A 17,976-nucleotide genomic window follows, 5' to 3' on the forward strand; every position below is an offset into this window, starting at 1 on the left:
TAAAATCTAGTAACATCAATAAAAGGATAAATAATGGTTGAAGCAAAACTACAGGTTAAAAAACTGTTTTTTCCAATAGGTGGTGGCGAAGAGCTTGAGGAGAGAATCCACGCAGCTTTGCTTGTTAATAAATTCTTTGGCACTCATATGAGTATCATGTCGTGCCAACTTGATCCTGAGACTGTTTATAATGTTAGAATGACGCTTCGTGGTGGAATTATGCTAAATGAGTTTTTAGAAAGTGCAAAAGAAGAGCTTGAAACAGAGCAGAAGCATATAACTCATATAGTAAAAGATGAGTGCGCTAAGCTTGGTATTGAGTATAACGAAGATCAACATACTCCAAATAGTGCATTTGTAAGAAATATGCTAGGCACTAGATCTGAGCTGGTTGAGAAGCACTCAAAATACACAGATGCTGTTGTGGCAGCAGTTCCACCAAATGGCGTTATAACAGGGACTTTTGAGGCTGCTGTTGTAAAAAGTGGAAAGCCAGCGATTGTTATTCCAAGAAAGATGAAGGAATTTAAACTTGATAAAATTCTTGTCTCTCTTACAGGAAGTACCTCAAGTTCAAGAGCTTTAAGTAATGCTTTACCAGCTATTATGAATGCAAAAGAAGTTCATTGCATCACGGCTGAACACTACTTACAAGAAGATATTGCCGAAACAAAGGGAAGGATTTTAAACTATCTTGATCTGCACGGTATAAAAGCAGATCTTGAGCTTTTAAGAACTGAGGGTAAAATTCCAGGTCAAGTTCTACTTGAAAAGGCTAAAGAATTTGGAGCAGATGCTATTGTTGCTGGGATTGATACAGATAGTGGCTTAAGGGAGATATTCTTAGGTGGTGGATCAAAGTATTTCCTAGCAAATACACAAATTCCTATACTTTTATAGTTAAATTTGGTGGCAAATGCCACCAAATTTTTAGTTTTTAACCCAAAAATTCTTCTAAAATCTCTATCTGTTTTAAAACACTTGAGTTTGCAGTTCCGCCATAAGAATTTCTAGTCTCTTTTGAATTCTCAAGGCTTAGTACTTTGGTATTATCTATGTTTTTATCTATTTTTGAGAGTTCATCTAAACTCATTTGGCTTAAGTCTAAGCCCATTTCTTCAGCTTTTGCCACGCACTCTCCAACGATGTGGTGAGCTTTTCTAAAAGGAGTTCCTTTTTTGCTAACCAAATAATCAGCCAAATCAGTTGCTGTAAGGTGACCTTTTTGGCAAGCTTTTAACATATTTGAGCTATTAAATTTGGTAGTTTTTAGCATCTCATTTAAAATAACAAGACTATTTTTAGCACTATTAACACTATCAAAAACGCCTTCTTTATCTTCTTGTGTATCTTTATTGTAAGCTAAAGGAAGGGACTTCATAACCGTTAAAAGCCCAACTAAATTTCCATAAACTCTACCAGTTTTACCTCGTATTAGCTCAGCAACATCTGGATTTTTCTTTTGTGGCATTATGCTTGAACCAGTTGAGAATTTATCACTCATCGTAACAAACCCAAACTCACTACTGCTCCACAAAACTAGCTCTTCGGATATTCTTGAAGTATGCATAAATAAAACGCTTATGTTAAATAGAATTTCTAATGCAAAATCACGATCACTTACGCTATCCATTGCATTAAAAGTTGGAGCTTTAAAACCAAGTTCTAAAGCTGTAAATTCACGGTCTATATTGTGTGGCGTTCCAGCAAGAGCAGCTGAACCAAGTGGGCTAAAGTTATTTCTTTCAAAACTTGATATAAATCTCTCATAATCACGCATAAACATAAAAGAGTAAGCCATTAAATGATAAGCTAAGCTTACAGGTTGAGCATGTTGAAGGTGAGTAAATCCAGGCATTAAGGTGTTTAAGTGATCTTTGGCGATATTAGTTAGTGTTTTCATAAGCTCTTTAATAAGAGTAGAAATTTCTAAATTTGCACTCATAACGTATTGCCTAAAATCAACCGCGACTTGATCATTTCTGCTTCTTGCTGTGTGGAGTTTTCCGCCTATATCTTTGCCTATTATCTCACTAAGCCTACTTTCAATCGCCATATGAATATCTTCATCGCTTATTTTAAACTCAAAACTACCACTATCAATCTCGCTAGAAATTTGTTCTAAACCTTTACAAATTTGATCTTTTTCATAATTTGATAAAATTCCTTGCTTTGCTAGCATTTTAGCATGAGCAATTGAGCCTTTTATGTCAAATTTATATAAATTTTTATCAAAGCCAATAGAAGCATTAAACTCTTCTAAAAGCTTGCTTGCTTCTTGAGTAAATCTTCCACCCCAAAGTTTTTTATTCTCTGTCATATCTCATCCTTATCTTCTACTTTTTAAAAGGATAATTATAGCTAAAAACGCAATTACTACGCCAAGAATTATAAATTTAAAGTCAAAAGCACTAGCAGTTGGAGATGTTTGTGTAAGAATAAGATCTATTTTTTTATTAGAATCTGTTTTTATAGTTAGTTTTGAGCCTTTTATGCCACTTAGTTTTACTCTTATTGTGTTTGTATCTGTGGTTAAAACTTCAGGTTTATTCATAAAGCGATAACTCATCTCATATCTATTAAAAATATCATTACAATCATTAGGATAGAAAAAAATTTCATACCAAATATCAGGTTTTAAGGCTAATCTTTCGCCACCTTTTACGACAAAGTAAGGAACATCTGGAGTTATGGTTTTAAATTTCCAAGATATCTCTTTATCTTCGTTTCCATCTTTGTAACTAAATTTAGCCTCATACTCGGTATCAAATTTAAACGGACTAAGAATAAAATTTGCAAATTGATACTCATTAAAGCGTCTGTTTGGATCGTTTGCTGAAGTTAAAATTTTACTATTTTTAAGTTCTACGCCATTTTCAAAAATTTTAAAACTTTTCATATTGACTTTAGTTTTAGAGTTGGTAAAATCAATACTTACAGGATTTGCTGTGATTTTACACTCAGGCATGGGATCAGGAATTTCTTTGCTAAAAAATGGCTTTGAATACTGACTATTTGGATAGTAGACAAATTTTGTGTAGTTTAAATTTTTATAGCTATCAAATTTAGCCTCTGAAATTCTAAGAGCCTTATCTTTACAAAAATCTCCATAAAATTTTCCATATCCACCATCACTAATGCCGCTTTTACAAAATCTCTCAAGCTTAGAATTTCCCATATTGTAGACAAAATTTCTATTTTTGTCATCACTCCACTCGCCCCAGCCAATCTCATCAATGGTTGCATCTAAAAAGCCAAAACGGTGATAAATCGCACTCATTAAATTTGTTATTGATGATATCTCATCATTTGCATTGATTGCGATATTTTCGCTAACTGGCGAGTTATATCCTACAAAAAACCCTCTATCAGTTGGCGAAACGCCTGTGAAATTTGATGCTCCTTGAGTTTGAAAATGAGCCTCAGAGTTGTTTATGACTGTGTATTTTGCGTGGTTTAAAGATGATGCGTTTAAGATTTGGTTTATTTTTAGTGTATTTAAATTTGACCCACTTCTAATGCTATTTAGATATCTTATGGGATCTGTGTAGGTTATTGTTGTGGCTGGGTTTTTAGCTTGTGTTAAATTTGTGGTATCACTACACGATACCACAAAAAAACTTACTAAAAAAAGATTAAATAGCTGGACCAGCTTTTGCAAACTCAATTCCTTCAGGTACATCTTCATATCTTTTGAAATTTTCTACAAAGCGTTTTGCAAGGTTAGCTTTTAAATTTTTATATCTTTCTTTATCGCTCCAAGCATTTATGGGGTTTAAAAGGTTTGTCTCAACTCCTTTTAGGGTTTTAGGTATGGCTAAGTTAAATGTATCAAAATTTTCAAATTCGCACTCTTTGATACTTCCATCAAGTATTGCATTTATGCAAGCTCTTGTTGCTTTTATACTCATTCTTTTACCAACTCCATACTCTCCACCGCTCCAACCGGTATTAACTAAATAAACATTTGAGCCATGTTTGTCAATCTTTTGACCTAAAAGTCTAGCATAAACTGTAGGGTGAAGTGGTAAAAATGCCTCTCCAAAGCACGCACTAAATGTAGCAACAGGCTCAGTTATCCCACGCTCAGTTCCTGCAACTTTGGCTGTATATCCACTTAAGAAAAAGTACATTGCTTGTTCTTTTGTAAGTTTTGAAACAGGAGGAAGTACTCCAAAAGCATCAGCTGTTAAAAAGATTATATTTTTAGGATGACCACCTTTTGAATCAGGAACTCTGTTTTCGATGTGCTCTAAAGGGTAGCTTACGCGGGTATTTTCAGTTTTGCTTCCATCATCATAATCAACAACTCCATTTTCATCTGCGACTACATTTTCTAAAAGAGCATCTCTTTTTATAGCATTATAAATTTCAGGTTCATTTTCTTTGCTTAAATTTATGGTTTTTGCGTAGCAGCCACCTTCGAAGTTAAATATCCCTTCATCGTCCCAGCCATGCTCATCATCGCCAATCAAAGCTCTGTTTGGATCTGTTGAAAGAGTTGTTTTGCCAGTACCACTTAGCCCAAAAAATAGCGCCGTATCGCCGTCTTTTCCTAAATTTGCAGAACAATGCATAGAAAGCTTATTTTCAAGCGGAAGCCAGTAGTTCATCATTGAAAAAATTCCTTTTTTCATCTCTCCGCCATACCATGTTCCACCAATTACAGCAACATTGTCTTCAATGTTAAATATAACAAAAACTTCGCTATTTAGCCCATCTTCTTTCCACTCTTCATTTACGCATTTACAAGCATTATAAACTACAAAATCAGGCTTAAAGTCTTTAAGTTCACTTTGGTTTGGTCTTATAAACATATTTTTAACAAAGTGTGCTTGCCACGCTACTTCTGTGACAAATCTAACGCTTTTTTGACTAGCTTTGCTTGAGCCACAATATGCATCTTGTATGTAGATGTCTTTGCCGCTAAGTTGGTTTTTAGCTTTTTTTAGAAGTTTATCAAAAAGCTCTTTTGAGATCGGTTTATTTATATTTCCCCATGCTATATATTTTTGACTTGGGTCTTGCTTTACGAAGTACTTATCCTTAGGGCTTCTACCAGTAAAAATACCTGTATCAACCATAAATGTACCATTGCTACTAACCCTTCCTTCACCATTTTTAACCTCGTGATTAAAAAGTTCATCATAACTTAGGTTGTAATAGACATTTTTAATATCTCTTAAACCTAGTTTATCAATTTCGTTTATCATAACCTATCCTTAATAATTTTCATAAAATCAAATAATCATCATTATATCTTAATTAAAATATGAAAATATTTAAAAAAAGAATTTTTATCCAAATTTAAGCTAAATTTGTAAATTTAAGTTAGGATTTCAAAAATTTTTAAAAAAAGGATATAAATGAAAAAAATTTTAGCTATTTTATGTGTCGCTTTGGTTTCACTGCTAAATGCTCAGGTTTTAAGGGGTGTTCACTATGAAATTTTACCATTTAGTGTAAATGCTCCAGAAAAATCAGTCATAAAAGTTTCAAGGTATAATTGCCAGTTTTGTTATAAATATGACGAACTTGTGGTTGATAAGGTTATTTCACAACTTAGTGAGTTTGAGTATATTCCATACCATAGTGCTTATGGGGCCCAGTTTGGCAAGCTTGCAAGTAGTGTTTTGGCTGTAATGATAGCAAAAGATAAGGAAGATAATGTTAGCCTTATAGATGAAAAATCATCTTACCATACTACAAATATGGCAATTTACAAAGCTTATCACAGCGATAGAAATGACTTTGGTGGAGATTCTACGAAAAAGAAAAATGTAAATAAATTTTTAAAAATAGCACTAAAGCCAACTGGTATGAGTATAAAAGAGTATGAAGAGCGTTTACAAACTCCAAAAGTAAAAGAAATTTTAGATATTTGGGGAGTTGATGAAAGTGGTATGGCAGCAAAACTAGCAAATATCCAAGGAGTTCCAAGCTTTATAGTTGATGGAAAGTATATTATAAATCCAAGAGCTATACAAAATCCTACTCAGTTTGCACAGATGATAAAAGAGATATCAGATTTGGATTGAAATTTAAATTTTAAACAAATTAAAAGTTTAGTTTGTGTAAAATTGTATGTTTAAAATTTAGTAGGGGTATTGATCCGAAAGATTTTAAAAAATTTATTTTTAAAGGATAACTTATGAAAAAAGTTATGTTTCTTATGTTTGCTTTGGCAACACTTTCATTTGGTGCTGAGGACGGTGCTTTAGGTTCATACACAACTATAGCTTCTTACTCGCTTTTAGCTGCTGCTATTGTTTTAGGTATTGCTGCTTTTGGTGGTGCTGTTGGTATGGGTAATGCTGCTTCTGCAACTATTACAGGTATTGCTAGAAACCCAAGTGTTGCAAGCAAGCTTTCAACTACAATGTATATCTCTTTGGCGATGATTGAAGCTCAAGTTATATATGCTCTTGTTATAGCATTTATTATGCTATTTGCAAACCCACTTATTACTGACGCTATATCAGCTGCAGCTAATTAATACTTTCCCTGCTTTTAGCAGGGCTTAAGCGATCATGGTGGAATTGGTAGACACGCTATCTTGAGGGGGTAGTGCCAGTAGGTGTGCGAGTTCAAATCTCGCTGATCGCACCATAATTATGCAATGAATTTAGATCAAAAACTTTCAAATAAAACATTTTTAACCTGTAAAGAGGCTTTAGAAATTTCAAATGAGATTAATGCAAATCCAAAAATAGTGGGCGAAAAAGCAACTTCAAAAAGCATAAAAATAACTGATTGTGAATTTGGAGAATTTGGTAAATTTAATTCTCTAAACGATACCCAAAATAGCATAGAAATTTTTGAAGCGATTAAGCCATATATTGATATCCACCAAAGAATAAACTGTGAAAAACTTTTAGAAATTTCTAAAATTTATAGCACCCAAAGTATTAGATCTTGCTTAAAGGAATTTGACATTAAAGTTAAAAACTGCTCTTTAGGACTTTTTAAAGAAAAAAGTGAAAAAAAGCTATTTTTAAAAGTTAAAACTTGGGTTGAAAATGAAAATGGCAAGGTTGTTTTTAGTAAAGAAAATAACGAATCTTTGGATATGATAGCAAAAAGCGGCTCTATTAAAAGAGCTTCTGAAATTTTAGATATTAATTATAAAAAATGCTGGACTCATCTTAAAATTTTTGAAAAGTCAATGGGTGAGAAAATTGCTCTTTCAAGAAGAGGAACTGGCGATGACTCTGGAACTAGGATAAATAAAAAAGCTCTGTCTTGGGTAGATAAATATAAAAAATTTCAAAAATCAGTTGATGAGTTTGCAAATAAAGAATTTGAAAGAATTTTCTTTGATGAAAAATAATTTGGACTAAAACTAGTCCAAATTTTAGGATTAAAACTCATCTTTAGCGTTGTGTCCTTCGCCATGCCCCCATGGAAGTTTTGCGCCAGCTAGTAGGTGTATATGAAGATGCATAACCTCTTGACCACCGCCTTCTCCACAGTTTGTTACAAGTCTATAGCCACTCTTATCAACGCCCATTTTAACAGCAACTTCTTGAATAAATTTTGTCATTTCGCTCATTAAATTTGGATCAACACTTTGGAAATTTTCATAAAATTTCTTTGGTACAATTAAGATATGAATTGGTGCTTTTGGATTTATATCATGAAATGCTAAAAAGTTATCATTTTCTAGGACCTTATTGCTTGGAAGTTCGCCATCTATTATCTTTTGAAAAACATTTTTCATATTTTACTCCTACAAAAATTTGAAATATTATAGCTAAAATTGCCAAATTTAGCTATATTTTATCTTGTTTTAACAAAAATTGATTAAAATATCAAGATTAATTTTCAAAGGATTTAAGTGAATGAAATATTAAAGAGTATAAGCTCGGCAAAAACGCTTAACGAGCTTGATAAAGTAAGAGTGAGCTTACTTGGTAAAAATGGCACAATTACGCAAGAATTTTCTAAACTAAAAAATCTTAGTGGTGATGAGAAAAAAGAGTTTGCAGCATCTTTAAATTCCAAAAGAGATGAGATCTCAAAGGCTTTAGAGCTTAAAAAAACAGAGCTTGAAATTCTAGAACTTAAAGAGCGTATGAGAGCTGAAGCTATTGATGTTACTATGTTTGATGAAAGTGGCAGTGTTGGAGCACTTCACCCAATAACTATAACGATGAATAAAATTATTGAGTACTTTTTATCTCAAAATTTTAGCATTGAAAATGGACCTTTAATAGAAGATGACTTTCACAACTTTGAAGCACTAAATTTACCAAAATACCATCCAGCAAGAGATATGCAAGATACATTTTACACAGATGATGCTAGACTTTTAAGAACCCATACAAGTCCAGTTCAAATTCGCACAATGGAAAATTCTAAACCACCTATTAGAATGATTGCACCAGGAGCTGTTTTTAGAAGGGATTTTGATCTAACTCATACGCCTATGTTTCACCAAGTCGAAGGTCTTGTGGTTGAAGAAGGAAACAAAGTAAGTTTTGCAAATTTAAAGTATATTTTAGAGGATTTTTTAAAGTATATGTTTGGCGATGTTAAGGTTAGATTTCGCCCAAGCTTCTTTCCTTTTACTGAACCATCAACAGAAGTTGATATAAGTTGCGTGTTTTGCGGTGGCAAAGGCTGTAGAGTGTGTTCTCAAACTGGCTGGTTGGAGGTTTTAGGAAGTGGAGTTGTAGATCCAAATGTATTTAAATTTGTTGGCTATAAAGATGTAAGTGGATATGCTTTTGGGTTAGGAGTTGAGCGTTTTGCGATGCTACTTCATGGGGTGCCTGATTTAAGGTCTATGTTTGAAGGAGATTTAAGAGTGTTGGAGCAGTTTAGATGATAATTACTAGAAAATGGCTAGAAGAGTGGATAGATATAAGTGAAATCAGTAGTCAAAAAATCGTAAACACATTAAATTCCATCGGCCTTGAAGTTGATAGTCTTACAGAAGTTAAAATTCCTAGTAAGGTTGTAGTTGGATATGTTAAGAGTAAGAAAAAACATGAAAATGCTGAAAAACTTAGCGTTTGTGAAGTTGATGTTGGAAGTGAGGTTTTACAAATTGTTTGTGGTGCAAAAAATGTTCAAACAGGACAGTTTGTAGCTGTTGCGTTAATCGGTGCTGAACTTCCTGGCGGACTCAAGATAAAAAAGGCAAAGCTTAGAGGTGTTGAAAGTAACGGAATGATATGCTCATCAGTAGAACTAGGACTTCCTAAGATAAATGATGGAATTATGGTTCTTGATGATAGTATTGGCAAATCAGTTTTAGGTAAAGAACTTAGTGAATATGAGTTTTTCAGCGATGATATTATAGAGATAGAACTTACACCAAATAGGGGTGATTGCTTAAGTATTTATGGTGTTGCTAGGGATTTAAGTGCTGCTTTAGACCTTCATCTTAGAAGCATTAGTTACAGCGAAGGCGATGCACTTTTAGGTATTGGCAGACTTCTTAGCATACACTCAAGTGAAAATACAAAAAGCTTTTTTCAGTTTAGGGCATTTTCTATAAAACAAAAGCCAAATTTAAAGCTTTCAACAAAAATCAGAGTTGGATATGCTGGTATAATGCAAAAAAATGATCTTGATACTCTTTTAGCTTACGCAACTTACGCAACAGGCGTTCTTTTAAGAGCATATGATGCTAACAAACTTAACGGTGATAGGATAACTTTAAGTATAAAAGATGATGAGTATGGTAACTCATCTGTTTTTGATGGTGAAAATTTCTTATCTATGGCTGGAATTTTGCAAAGTGATTATGCAAGAGTTGATGATGATTCAAAAACTATGATAATAGAAGCAAGCTATACAGATCCTAAAACTATATCAGTAGCAATGAATGATAATAAAGAGCTAAAAGTTGGCGAACATGTTTACCGTTCAAGTCGTGGTAGCGAGCCAAATTTAGAGCTTGGTCAGAACTATTTTTTCAACATTATTTCAGGTATTGATGGACTTAGCCCGTATAGCGGTTCACAGCAAGTTAGCCCGCGAAAAGATCCAAAGACGGTTAGCTTTGGTATTGATCAAATAAATGCTATTGTTGGTAGAAAAATAGATAGAAACGAAGTTGTTAAAATACTTAAAAAACTAGGCTTTGAAGTTGGCATAGAACAAGATCTCATAAACACAAAAGTGCCAGCTTTTAGGCATGACATTGAAAATTGCTCCGATATAGCTGAAGAGATTGTTAGAATGATAGGAATAGATAATATTCCATCAAAACCTCTAAATTTCAGTGAAAAAAACCGCCTAAATGAGAGCTATAAAAATTTTATACATAAAAGAGATCTTAAATTTAGAGCTGTGGGAGCTGAATTTTTTGAGTGTATACACTATGTTTTTGATAGCTCATCTGAACTTAAAAATTTAGGATTTAAAGAGTGTAGTGTAAAAATAGTAAACCCTATCACAAGTGAACTTGACACTTTTAGACCAACTCTTATAAATCACCTTTTAAAATCAGCCGCTAGAAACTATAAAAATTCTAAAAAAAGCATAAAGCTTTTTGAAATTGGCAAAGTTTTTGATGAGAACGCAAATGAAAGTGAAAATTTGGCATTTTTAGCAAGTGGTTTGGTTGCTGAGGCAAGTATTTTAAACTCAGCTAAGCCAAAAGAGATTGATTTTATTAAATTTGCTACGATGATTAAGGATGCGATTGGAGCATTTAAGTGTGAGATTCCAGCTAAATTTATACCGTATTTAAGCGAATTTGAACAAGCTAATGTTATCGTGGATGGTAAGGTTATAGGTTATATTGGAAGAGTTAATTTAGAGCTTGAAAATTTGCTTGATCTTCCAAAAACTTATATTTGTGAGATTAAATTTGATGAGTTAAAACCAAAACATATAGTCGCAAAAGCCTTTTCTAAATTTCCAAGCGTAAGTAGGGATTTAAGCATTATCGCACCAAAAGATATGAGATATGCTACTATAAAAAGCGTACTTGAAAGTGTAAATATAGAAAATTTAAAGAAATTTAATGTAGTTGATATCTATACCGATGAAAAGCTAGGTGATAACAACAGCATAACTATAAATTTTACATTTCAAAGTGATGAAAAAACCCTAGAAGAGAGTGAAATTTCACCTGCCATGGATGAAATTCTAAAGGTTTTAAATGATAAGCTAGGTATTGGTATAAGATGAAAGTCTACCTTCATACACAGCCACTAAAATCTGAAATTTCAGATATAGCCCCTGATAAATCAGTATCTCATAGAAGTGCGATATTTTCACTGCTTAGCGATAAGCCATCACATATAAAAAACTATCTTTTAGCTGATGATACGCTTTCAACTTTAGAGATTTTAAAAACTCTTGGAGCAAAAGTAGAGCAAAATAAAGATGAAATTTCTATAGTTCCACCTACTAAATTTAACGAACCAAATAGAGTTTTAGATTGTGGAAATTCTGGAACAACAATGAGAATATTTACAGGGCTACTTTCTAGTAAAGATGGCTTTTTTGTTTTAAGTGGTGATAAATATCTAAATGAACGACCAATGAAAAGAGTTTGTGAGCCACTAAGAAGTATAGGGGCTAAGATAGATGGCAGAGCAGGTGGTGATAAAGCCCCACTTTCTATAAGAGGTGGGAATTTAGATTATTTTGAGTATGAAAGTAAAATCGCATCTGCTCAGGTAAAAACAGCTCTTATCTTAGCCGCTCTTAACTCAAAAGGGTGTAAGTACAGTGAGCCTGAGTTAAGCCGAGATCATAGTGAGAGAATTTTAAAAGGAATGGGAGCTGAAATTTCAAATGATGGTCTAAATTTGGTTGTATCTGCTTTAAAAAAACCACTTGAGCCATTAGAAATTTATGTGCCAAATGATCCAAGTTCTGGCTTTTTCTTCGCTGTTGGGGCTATGCTTATACCTGGATCAAAGATAGTTTTAAAAGATATGCTGATTAACAAAACAAGAGTTGAGGCTTATAATGTTTTAGCCAAAATGGGTGCAAAGATAGAATTTATCAAAAAAGATTCTAAGTATGAAGATATTGGCGATATCGTAGTTGAGTACTCAAAGTTAAAAGGCGTAGAAGTTACTCAAAACATATCATGGCTAATAGATGAAGCCCCAGCTTTAGCAGTAGCTTTTAGCGTAGCAGAAGGTAAAAGTGTTATAAGAAACGCTTCTGAACTAAGAGTAAAAGAGTGTGATAGAATATCAGTAACTGTTGAGGCTTTAAAAGCTTGTGGAGTTAATGCTAAAGAGCTTGATGATGGCTTTGAAATAGTTGGTGGAAATACTCTTAATCCAGCCATAATAGATTCTCATGGAGATCATAGAATTGCTATGAGTTTTGCTATTTTGGGATTAAAGTGCGGGATGATTATAGAAGGAAGTGAGTGTATAAATGTCTCTTTTCCAAATTTTGCTAATGTTTTAAAACGCTTAGGGGTGAGTGTTGAAGATTGAACTAGCTAGTAGCTATGGGTTTTGTTTTGGAGTAAAAAGAGCCATTAAAATAGCTGAAGGAAGCAGTGATAGCGCAACATATGGTGAGCTTATCCATAATGCTGATGAGATAAGTCGCTTAAAAGATAACTTTAATGTTAAAACTTTAACTACTATGAGTGAGTTAAAAGATGAAAATAATATTATCATACGAACTCACGGCATTACTAAAAATGATCTTAAGAGCTTACAGGATAGTGGAAAAAAGATAATTGATGCCACTTGTCCTTTTGTAACAAAACCTCAAAACATAGTTGAAAAAATGAGCTCTGAAGGGTATGATATTGTTATATTTGGAGATAAAAATCACCCTGAGATAAAAGGCGTGATGAGTTATTCAAAAAGGGCTGTTTTTGTTGTATTAAGTAGCGATGAGTTAAAAGGGGTTAAAATTTCTAAAAAAGTAGCTTTAATATCTCAAACTACTAAAAAAATCGAAGATTATCAAAAAATAGCGGCTTATCTTATGTCAAGATGCAATGAAGTTAGGGTTTTTAACACAATTTGTAATGCAACTTTAGAAAACCAAGAAGCAGCTAGAGAGCTTGCTAATAGAGCTGATGTGATGATAATAATAGGTGGTAAAAATTCATCAAACACAAAGCAACTTTACTTGATATGCAAACAGTACTGCTTTGATAGTTACCATGTAGAAAATGAAACTGAACTGAAAAAAGAGTGGTTTGTTGGGAAAAAACTGTGCGGAATCTCAGCTGGAGCAAGTACGCCTGATTGGATTATTCAAAATGTTGTAGATGAGATAGAGAAATTTGAAGTTAAAGATTAAGTTACAAACCCCAACAAATAGTGCTAATTTTTTATATTTTTAAAGCAAATTTAAAGCTAAAATTAGTTAGAATGTACCACAATTTTATTTTATACAAAGGACACAAATGGCTGAGGTGAACACTGAAGTTCAAAACGGAAGCGAGTTTGAAGATTTAGATTTTGAGACTCTGCTTGAGGAATCATTTAAAGCAAAAGAAGACGATGTTACTACAACAGGTGTGGTAGTAGCCATCAAGGGCGATGAGGTTTTTATCGATGTTGATAGAAAAATCGAAGGCGTTTTACAAGCTAGCGAGGTAACCGATAAGGACGGCAATCTTACAGTTAAAGAGGGCGATACAATTGAGGTTATTATAACTGGTAACAGGGGTGGAAAACCCATTCTTTCATATAAACAAGCTCAAAGAAAGATTAAAGTTTTAGAATTTATAGAAAATTACGATGAAAACTCAGATACAACTGTTAATGTAAAGATAATATCTAAAAATAGAGGCGGATATATCTGTGTAGATGAAGATGGTGTAGAGTATTTTATGCCAAGATCTCAGAGTGCTTTGAGGGATTCAAATAACATTATCGGAAGATCATATAAGGCTAAAATTTTTAAAATTGACAAAGAGAATAACTCTATTTTAATATCAAGAAAGAAAATTCTTGATGATGAAAGAAAGATAAAAAAAGAGTTGGTTTCTAAACTAGCTCAAAGTAGCGATATCATTGAAGGTGTTGTTAAAAAAATTACAACTTATGGTATGTTTGTAGATGTTGGTGGAGTAGATGGACTAGTTCACTACAGTGAGATAAGCTACAAAGGACCAGTTAATCCAAGTACCATGTTTAAAGAAGGCGATAAGGTTCCTGTAAAAGTTATAAGTTACGATGATGAGAAAAGACATCTTTCTTTATCTATAAAAGCAGCTCTGCCAGATCCATGGAAAGAGATAGCAGAAAATGGCTTAGAAGTTGGTGATGTTATTGAGGTTACTATTAATAATATCGAGCCGTATGGAGCGTTTGTTGATCTTGGAAATGATATAGAGGGCTTTTTACATATAAGTGAAATTTCTTGGGATAAAAATATTAAAAATCCAAAAGATTATATAAGTGAAGGTGAGCAGATAGCTGTTGAAGTTATTGAAATCGATACTAAAGAAAGACGCCTTAGAGTAAGTCTTAAAAATCTAAAAGAGAAGCCATTTGATGAGTTTAAAAAAGAATTTAAAGTTGGAGATGTAGCCGAAGGTGAAGTCACAACACTTACAAATTTTGGTGCATTTATTAAAATAGGCTCAGTAGAAGGTCTACTTCATAACGAAGATGCATCTTGGGATAGAAATTCAAGATGTAAAGATATGTTTAAAGTAGGCGATAAGGTTGAGGTTAAGATAATTAGAATAGATCCAACTGAGGAAAAAATTTCACTAAGCAAAAAAGAGCTAGAAGATAGCCCAATAAGTCAATATACAAAAGAGCATAAAGTTGGTGATATTGTAACTGGTAAGGTTAGAGATATAAAAGACTTTGGTGTATTTGTTCAGCTTGAAGATAATGTAGATGCTCTTATTAGGAAAGAAGATCTTGGAAATACTAATATGGAAGATCTAAAAATTGGTGACACGATAGAAGCAGCGCTTGATTTTATTGACAATAGAAGAAACCGCATCAGATTAAGTATTCGCAGGTTATCAAGACAGAAGGAAAGAGCTGTGTTAAATGAGATAAATAGTGAAAATGATGATAAACTAACTCTTGGCGATATCATAAAAGAACAACTTTCAGATAATTAATTTAATCCCCCACTTTGGGGGAGCTACAAAATAAGGACACTAACTATGGGTAAAATTATAGTATGCGATGCAATCAATGAGGCAGGTTTTGATATTTTAAATTTAGAAAAAGATATAGAGGTAATAGACGCATCTAAGACTCCAAAAAGTGAGCTTTTATCTTTAATGGGTGATGCTGATGTTGCTATTACTAGAAGTCCAACTCCAGTAGATGAGAAATTTTTAAATGCTGCAAAAAAATTAAAAGCAGTAGTTAGAGCTGGTGTTGGGGTTGATAATGTTGATATGGATGCTTGTTCAAAACGCGGAATAATAGCAATGAATGTACCAACAGCTAACACTATAGCAGCAGTTGAACTTACAATGTGTCATCTTTTAAATGCTGCTAGAAAATTTGTCTTATCTTGTAATGACTTAAAAGAAAATAGAGTTTGGAATCGTGAAAAATGGTACGGAAGCGAACTTTATGAAAAAACACTTGGAATAATTGGCTTTGGAAATATTGGTTCAAGAGTTGGAGTTAGAGCAAAAGCTTTTGGTATGAGCGTTATAGCTTATGATCCATATATCGAGCCATCAAAAGCGACTGATTGTGGTGTAAAATACACTAAAAATTTAGATGATATCTTAGCATGTGATTTTATAACTATCCATACTCCAAAGACAAAAGAGACCATAGGTATGATTGGAGCTGATGAGATAGCTAAGATGAAAGATGGTGTTAGATTAGTAAACTGTGCAAGAGGTGGTTTAATAGATGAAAAAGCCTTAGAAGATGGCTTAAAAAGTGGAAAAGTAGCCTATGCGAGTATAGATGTTTTTATAAAAGAACCAGCTACAGACCACCCACTGCTTGATATTACAAATTTAAGTGCTACACCGCACCTTGGAGCAAATACAAATGAATCTCAAAGAAACATCGCAGTTCAAGCAGCAGAAGCAGCTATATCTGCATGTAGGGGAATTTACTATCCAAATGCACTAAATTTACCTATTAATACTGATAAAATTCCAGCTAATGTTAGAACATATCTTGAGATGACTTCAAAGTTAGCTCACCTTGCAACTCAGATGAATAATAACTCTGCCATAAAAGGTATAAGAGTAGAGGTTGATTCTAAGATGGAAGAGTATCTTGAACCACTTCTTACTTTTGCTTTAGTTGGGGCTTTAAAAGAACAGCTTGGAGATAGCATAAACTATGTAAATGCTAAATTTAAAGCTGAAGAAAGAGGCATAAAAACTGAAGCTGTTATAGTTCCTGGTGATTTTAAAAATTTATTCACAGTAAAAGTTATAACTGATGATGATATATCAAGTGTTAGTGGCGTAGTATATGGTGAAAGTGAAGGTAGAGTTGTAAATATTAACGGCTTTAAAACTGACTTTAAGCCAAAAGGCAAGATGATACTACTTAAAAACCGCGATATTCCTGGATTTATCCGTGATATTAGTGCTATTTTAGCTGATGAAGAGATAAATATAGCTGACTTTAGACTTGGTAGAGGAAATGATGGCACGGCTTTAGCAGTTGTACTTGTAGATGAACATATAAGCAAAGATATCCTAGATAGGCTTAACCGCGTTAAAGCTTGCATCTGGGCGAGGTATGCAGCCCTTTAAAATTATAGGCATAGACTTAGGGTCTAATACCCTAAGGGCTGCCTTAATGAACTCAAATTTCAAAACAGAAATCTCAAAAGAATTTATCGTAGGTAGTGCTAGAAATTTGCGTCCTGGCGGGAAGTTAGATGCTTTTGCTAAGGAGCGAATTTTAAATGCTTTAGATGAAATTTCTACTATATTTGATTTTAAATCCTACCCTTGCGTTGCAGTTGCAACGGAAGCTTTTCGTTTAGCTAGTGATAGTGCTGAGTTTTTTAGTGAAATTTTATCTAGATTTGGTATAAAATTTAGCATAATTAACGGCGAAGATGAGAGTAAATTTATAGAAATTGCAGTTAAAAAACGCCTTGAAATTTTAAAGCTAAATATCAAAAATCCACTCATAATTGACCTTGGTGGAGCATCTACAGAGATATCTTTTAATGGCATTTACAAAAGCTTTAAATTTGGTATTGTAAGGTTTTTTAACGAATTTAATGCCCAAAATTTACAAAGCAAAAATGCAGCGTTTATAACAAAATATGCAAAAGAATTTATTACTCATTTAAGCAGTGGTGGTATCATCTTGACTTCTGGAGTTCCAACGACTTTGGCTGCTTTGAAATTTGGTTTAGATTATCAAAACTATGATCCAAATTTGGTTAATGGCAAAATTATAAAATTTGATGAATTTGCTAAATTTAGAGATTTTCTAACAAATTTAAGCTCTTTAGAAGCTGAGAAAAAAGTTGGTAAAAACCGTCAAGAGCTTATAATTGCTGGTCTATTTTTGCTTGAAAATTTATTAGAAGGTAATGATAAGTTTATTGTGATTGATGATGGGCTAAGAGAAGGAATTATGATAAGTGAAATTTTAAGGAGATTAAATGATAACAAATAGCGTAAAAGATGATATTAAATCAGCAATGAAGTCAGGCGATACTTTTAAGCGAGATACTTTAAGGATGCTATCTTCAGCTTTTAAGCAAGTTGAAGTTGATAAAAGAGTTGAGATAGATGATAAAATAGCATGCGAAATAATCCAAAGCGAGATTAAAAAACGAAATGACTCAGCCACTCAGTATAAAGCTGCAAACAGAGATGAGTTGGCACAAAAAGAGCTAAAAGAGATAGAAATTCTAAGTTCATATCTACCAAAGCAGTTAAATGAATCAGAATTAGAAGCTGAAATTTCAGCTGTTATTAAAAGTTTAAATGCAAATTCTTTAAAAGATTTAGGCGAAGTGATTAAAGTTTCAAGAGAGAAAATTGGTGCAAAAAGCGATGGAAAAAGCATTAGTCAAATGGCTAAAAAGCTTTTATCTTAGGTGAAA

Annotated in this window: 16 protein-coding genes and 1 tRNA gene; 13 read left to right on the plus strand and 4 right to left on the minus strand. The window is 33.1% G+C overall.

Translation table 11 applies throughout. From position 1 onward, the window contains the following. The first annotated feature begins 33 nt into the window (after positions 1-33). Positions 34-900 carry a universal stress protein gene (locus CCORG_RS02520; protein ID WP_025803002.1) on the plus strand — a complete coding sequence of 289 codons (867 nt, stop codon included), beginning with the start codon at positions 34-36 and terminating at the stop codon, positions 898-900. Positions 901-937: 37 nt separating this feature from the next. Here the strand turns inward: CCORG_RS02520 and argH are convergent, their stop codons facing one another. From argH to pckA, 3 genes are read right to left on the minus strand one after another with little or no spacing between them, the layout of a single operon-like run. After that, positions 938-2,320, minus strand: a complete 1,383-nt coding sequence (gene argH / locus CCORG_RS02525) for an argininosuccinate lyase (protein WP_025803001.1) — start codon at positions 2,318-2,320, stop codon at positions 938-940. 9 nt (positions 2,321-2,329) lie between these two features. Then, entirely contained in the window at positions 2,330-3,661 is a 1,332-nt protein-coding gene (locus tag CCORG_RS02530) for a CAP domain-containing protein (RefSeq protein ID WP_025803000.1), read from the minus strand. Then, complete coding sequence (pckA, locus tag CCORG_RS02535; RefSeq protein ID WP_025802999.1) at positions 3,636-5,210, minus strand: phosphoenolpyruvate carboxykinase (ATP); 1,575 nt, start codon at positions 5,208-5,210, stop codon at positions 3,636-3,638. Before pckA ends, CCORG_RS02530 begins: the two co-directional genes overlap by 26 nt. A 156-nt stretch (positions 5,211-5,366) precedes the next feature. Here pckA and CCORG_RS02540 point away from each other — a divergent pair, with 156 nt between their 5' ends. The 4 genes from CCORG_RS02540 to CCORG_RS02555 all read left to right on the plus strand — a co-directional run bounded on the left by CCORG_RS02540 (position 5,367) and on the right by CCORG_RS02555 (position 7,330). Further along, positions 5,367-6,038 carry a thioredoxin domain-containing protein gene (locus CCORG_RS02540; RefSeq protein WP_025802998.1) on the plus strand — a complete coding sequence of 224 codons (672 nt, stop codon included), beginning with the start codon at positions 5,367-5,369 and terminating at the stop codon, positions 6,036-6,038. Positions 6,039-6,151: 113 nt separating this feature from the next. Next, positions 6,152-6,496: a F0F1 ATP synthase subunit C gene (locus CCORG_RS02545; RefSeq protein WP_025802997.1), complete on the plus strand. Its 345-nt coding sequence runs from the start codon at positions 6,152-6,154 to the stop codon at positions 6,494-6,496. A 28-nt stretch (positions 6,497-6,524) separates the two neighbouring features. Further along, positions 6,525-6,609, plus strand: a tRNA-Leu gene (locus CCORG_RS02550). 10 nt (positions 6,610-6,619) lie between these two features. After that, positions 6,620-7,330: a winged helix-turn-helix domain-containing protein gene (locus CCORG_RS02555; RefSeq protein WP_025802996.1), complete on the plus strand. Its 711-nt coding sequence runs from the start codon at positions 6,620-6,622 to the stop codon at positions 7,328-7,330. A 30-nt stretch (positions 7,331-7,360) separates the two neighbouring features. Here the strand turns inward: CCORG_RS02555 and CCORG_RS02560 are convergent, their stop codons facing one another. Then, entirely contained in the window at positions 7,361-7,720 is a 360-nt protein-coding gene (locus tag CCORG_RS02560; RefSeq protein ID WP_025802995.1) for a histidine triad nucleotide-binding protein, read from the minus strand. A gap of 117 nt (positions 7,721-7,837) precedes the next feature. On the opposite strand from CCORG_RS02560, the gene pheS reads away from it, so the two are divergent. The 8 genes from pheS (at position 7,838) to CCORG_RS02600 (ending at position 17,970) form a co-directional block, all read left to right on the plus strand. Then, on the plus strand, positions 7,838-8,830 hold the full coding sequence (pheS, locus tag CCORG_RS02565) for a phenylalanine--tRNA ligase subunit alpha (RefSeq protein ID WP_025802994.1): 993 nt from the start codon (positions 7,838-7,840) through the stop codon (positions 8,828-8,830). After that, positions 8,827-11,148 (plus strand): phenylalanine--tRNA ligase subunit beta, encoded by a 2,322-nt coding sequence (gene pheT, locus CCORG_RS02570; RefSeq protein WP_025802993.1) that lies wholly within the window; start codon positions 8,827-8,829, stop codon positions 11,146-11,148. Before pheS ends, pheT begins: the two co-directional genes overlap by 4 nt. Continuing rightward, positions 11,145-12,422 carry a 3-phosphoshikimate 1-carboxyvinyltransferase gene (gene aroA, locus CCORG_RS02575; RefSeq protein ID WP_025802992.1) on the plus strand — a complete coding sequence of 426 codons (1,278 nt, stop codon included), beginning with the start codon at positions 11,145-11,147 and terminating at the stop codon, positions 12,420-12,422. The genes pheT and aroA overlap by 4 nt, the downstream gene beginning before the upstream one ends. Beyond that, positions 12,412-13,248 carry a 4-hydroxy-3-methylbut-2-enyl diphosphate reductase gene (locus CCORG_RS02580; protein WP_025802991.1) on the plus strand — a complete coding sequence of 279 codons (837 nt, stop codon included), beginning with the start codon at positions 12,412-12,414 and terminating at the stop codon, positions 13,246-13,248. Before aroA ends, CCORG_RS02580 begins: the two co-directional genes overlap by 11 nt. 106 nt (positions 13,249-13,354) lie before the next feature. Beyond that, entirely contained in the window at positions 13,355-15,037 is a 1,683-nt protein-coding gene (locus tag CCORG_RS02585) for a 30S ribosomal protein S1 (RefSeq protein WP_025802990.1), read from the plus strand. 45 nt (positions 15,038-15,082) lie between these two features. Further along, entirely contained in the window at positions 15,083-16,660 is a 1,578-nt protein-coding gene (serA, locus tag CCORG_RS02590) for a phosphoglycerate dehydrogenase (RefSeq protein WP_025802989.1), read from the plus strand. After that, complete coding sequence (locus CCORG_RS02595; RefSeq protein ID WP_034971451.1) at positions 16,647-17,543, plus strand: Ppx/GppA phosphatase family protein; 897 nt, start codon at positions 16,647-16,649, stop codon at positions 17,541-17,543. The genes serA and CCORG_RS02595 overlap by 14 nt, the downstream gene beginning before the upstream one ends. Beyond that, the gene (locus CCORG_RS02600) at positions 17,530-17,970 is read left to right on the plus strand and encodes a GatB/YqeY domain-containing protein (protein ID WP_025802987.1); all 441 of its coding nucleotides are present in this window, start codon (positions 17,530-17,532) and stop codon (positions 17,968-17,970) included. Before CCORG_RS02595 ends, CCORG_RS02600 begins: the two co-directional genes overlap by 14 nt. Positions 17,971-17,976 lie beyond the last annotated feature (6 nt).

This window comes from Campylobacter corcagiensis, assembly GCF_013201645.1.
Lineage (GTDB): Bacteria > Campylobacterota > Campylobacteria > Campylobacterales > Campylobacteraceae > Campylobacter_B > Campylobacter_B corcagiensis.

Excerpts from the sequence above, each read along its gene's own strand:
- CCORG_RS02520 (WP_025803002.1), top strand. The coding sequence starts at position 34 with ATGGTTGAAGCAAAACTACAGGTTAAAAAACTGTTTTTTCCAATAGGT.
- argH (WP_025803001.1), bottom strand. The coding sequence starts at position 2,320 with ATGACAGAGAATAAAAAACTTTGGGGTGGAAGATTTACTCAAGAAGCA.
- CCORG_RS02540 (WP_025802998.1), top strand. The coding sequence starts at position 5,367 with ATGAAAAAAATTTTAGCTATTTTATGTGTCGCTTTGGTTTCACTGCTA.
- CCORG_RS02545 (WP_025802997.1), top strand. The coding sequence starts at position 6,152 with ATGAAAAAAGTTATGTTTCTTATGTTTGCTTTGGCAACACTTTCATTT.
- CCORG_RS02555 (WP_025802996.1), top strand. The coding sequence starts at position 6,620 with ATGAATTTAGATCAAAAACTTTCAAATAAAACATTTTTAACCTGTAAA.
- CCORG_RS02560 (WP_025802995.1), bottom strand. The coding sequence starts at position 7,720 with ATGAAAAATGTTTTTCAAAAGATAATAGATGGCGAACTTCCAAGCAAT.
- pheT (WP_025802993.1), top strand. The coding sequence starts at position 8,827 with ATGATAATTACTAGAAAATGGCTAGAAGAGTGGATAGATATAAGTGAA.
- aroA (WP_025802992.1), top strand. The coding sequence starts at position 11,145 with ATGAAAGTCTACCTTCATACACAGCCACTAAAATCTGAAATTTCAGAT.
- CCORG_RS02585 (WP_025802990.1), top strand. The coding sequence starts at position 13,355 with ATGGCTGAGGTGAACACTGAAGTTCAAAACGGAAGCGAGTTTGAAGAT.
- serA (WP_025802989.1), top strand. The coding sequence starts at position 15,083 with ATGGGTAAAATTATAGTATGCGATGCAATCAATGAGGCAGGTTTTGAT.
- CCORG_RS02595 (WP_034971451.1), top strand. The coding sequence starts at position 16,647 with ATGCAGCCCTTTAAAATTATAGGCATAGACTTAGGGTCTAATACCCTA.
- CCORG_RS02600 (WP_025802987.1), top strand. The coding sequence starts at position 17,530 with ATGATAACAAATAGCGTAAAAGATGATATTAAATCAGCAATGAAGTCA.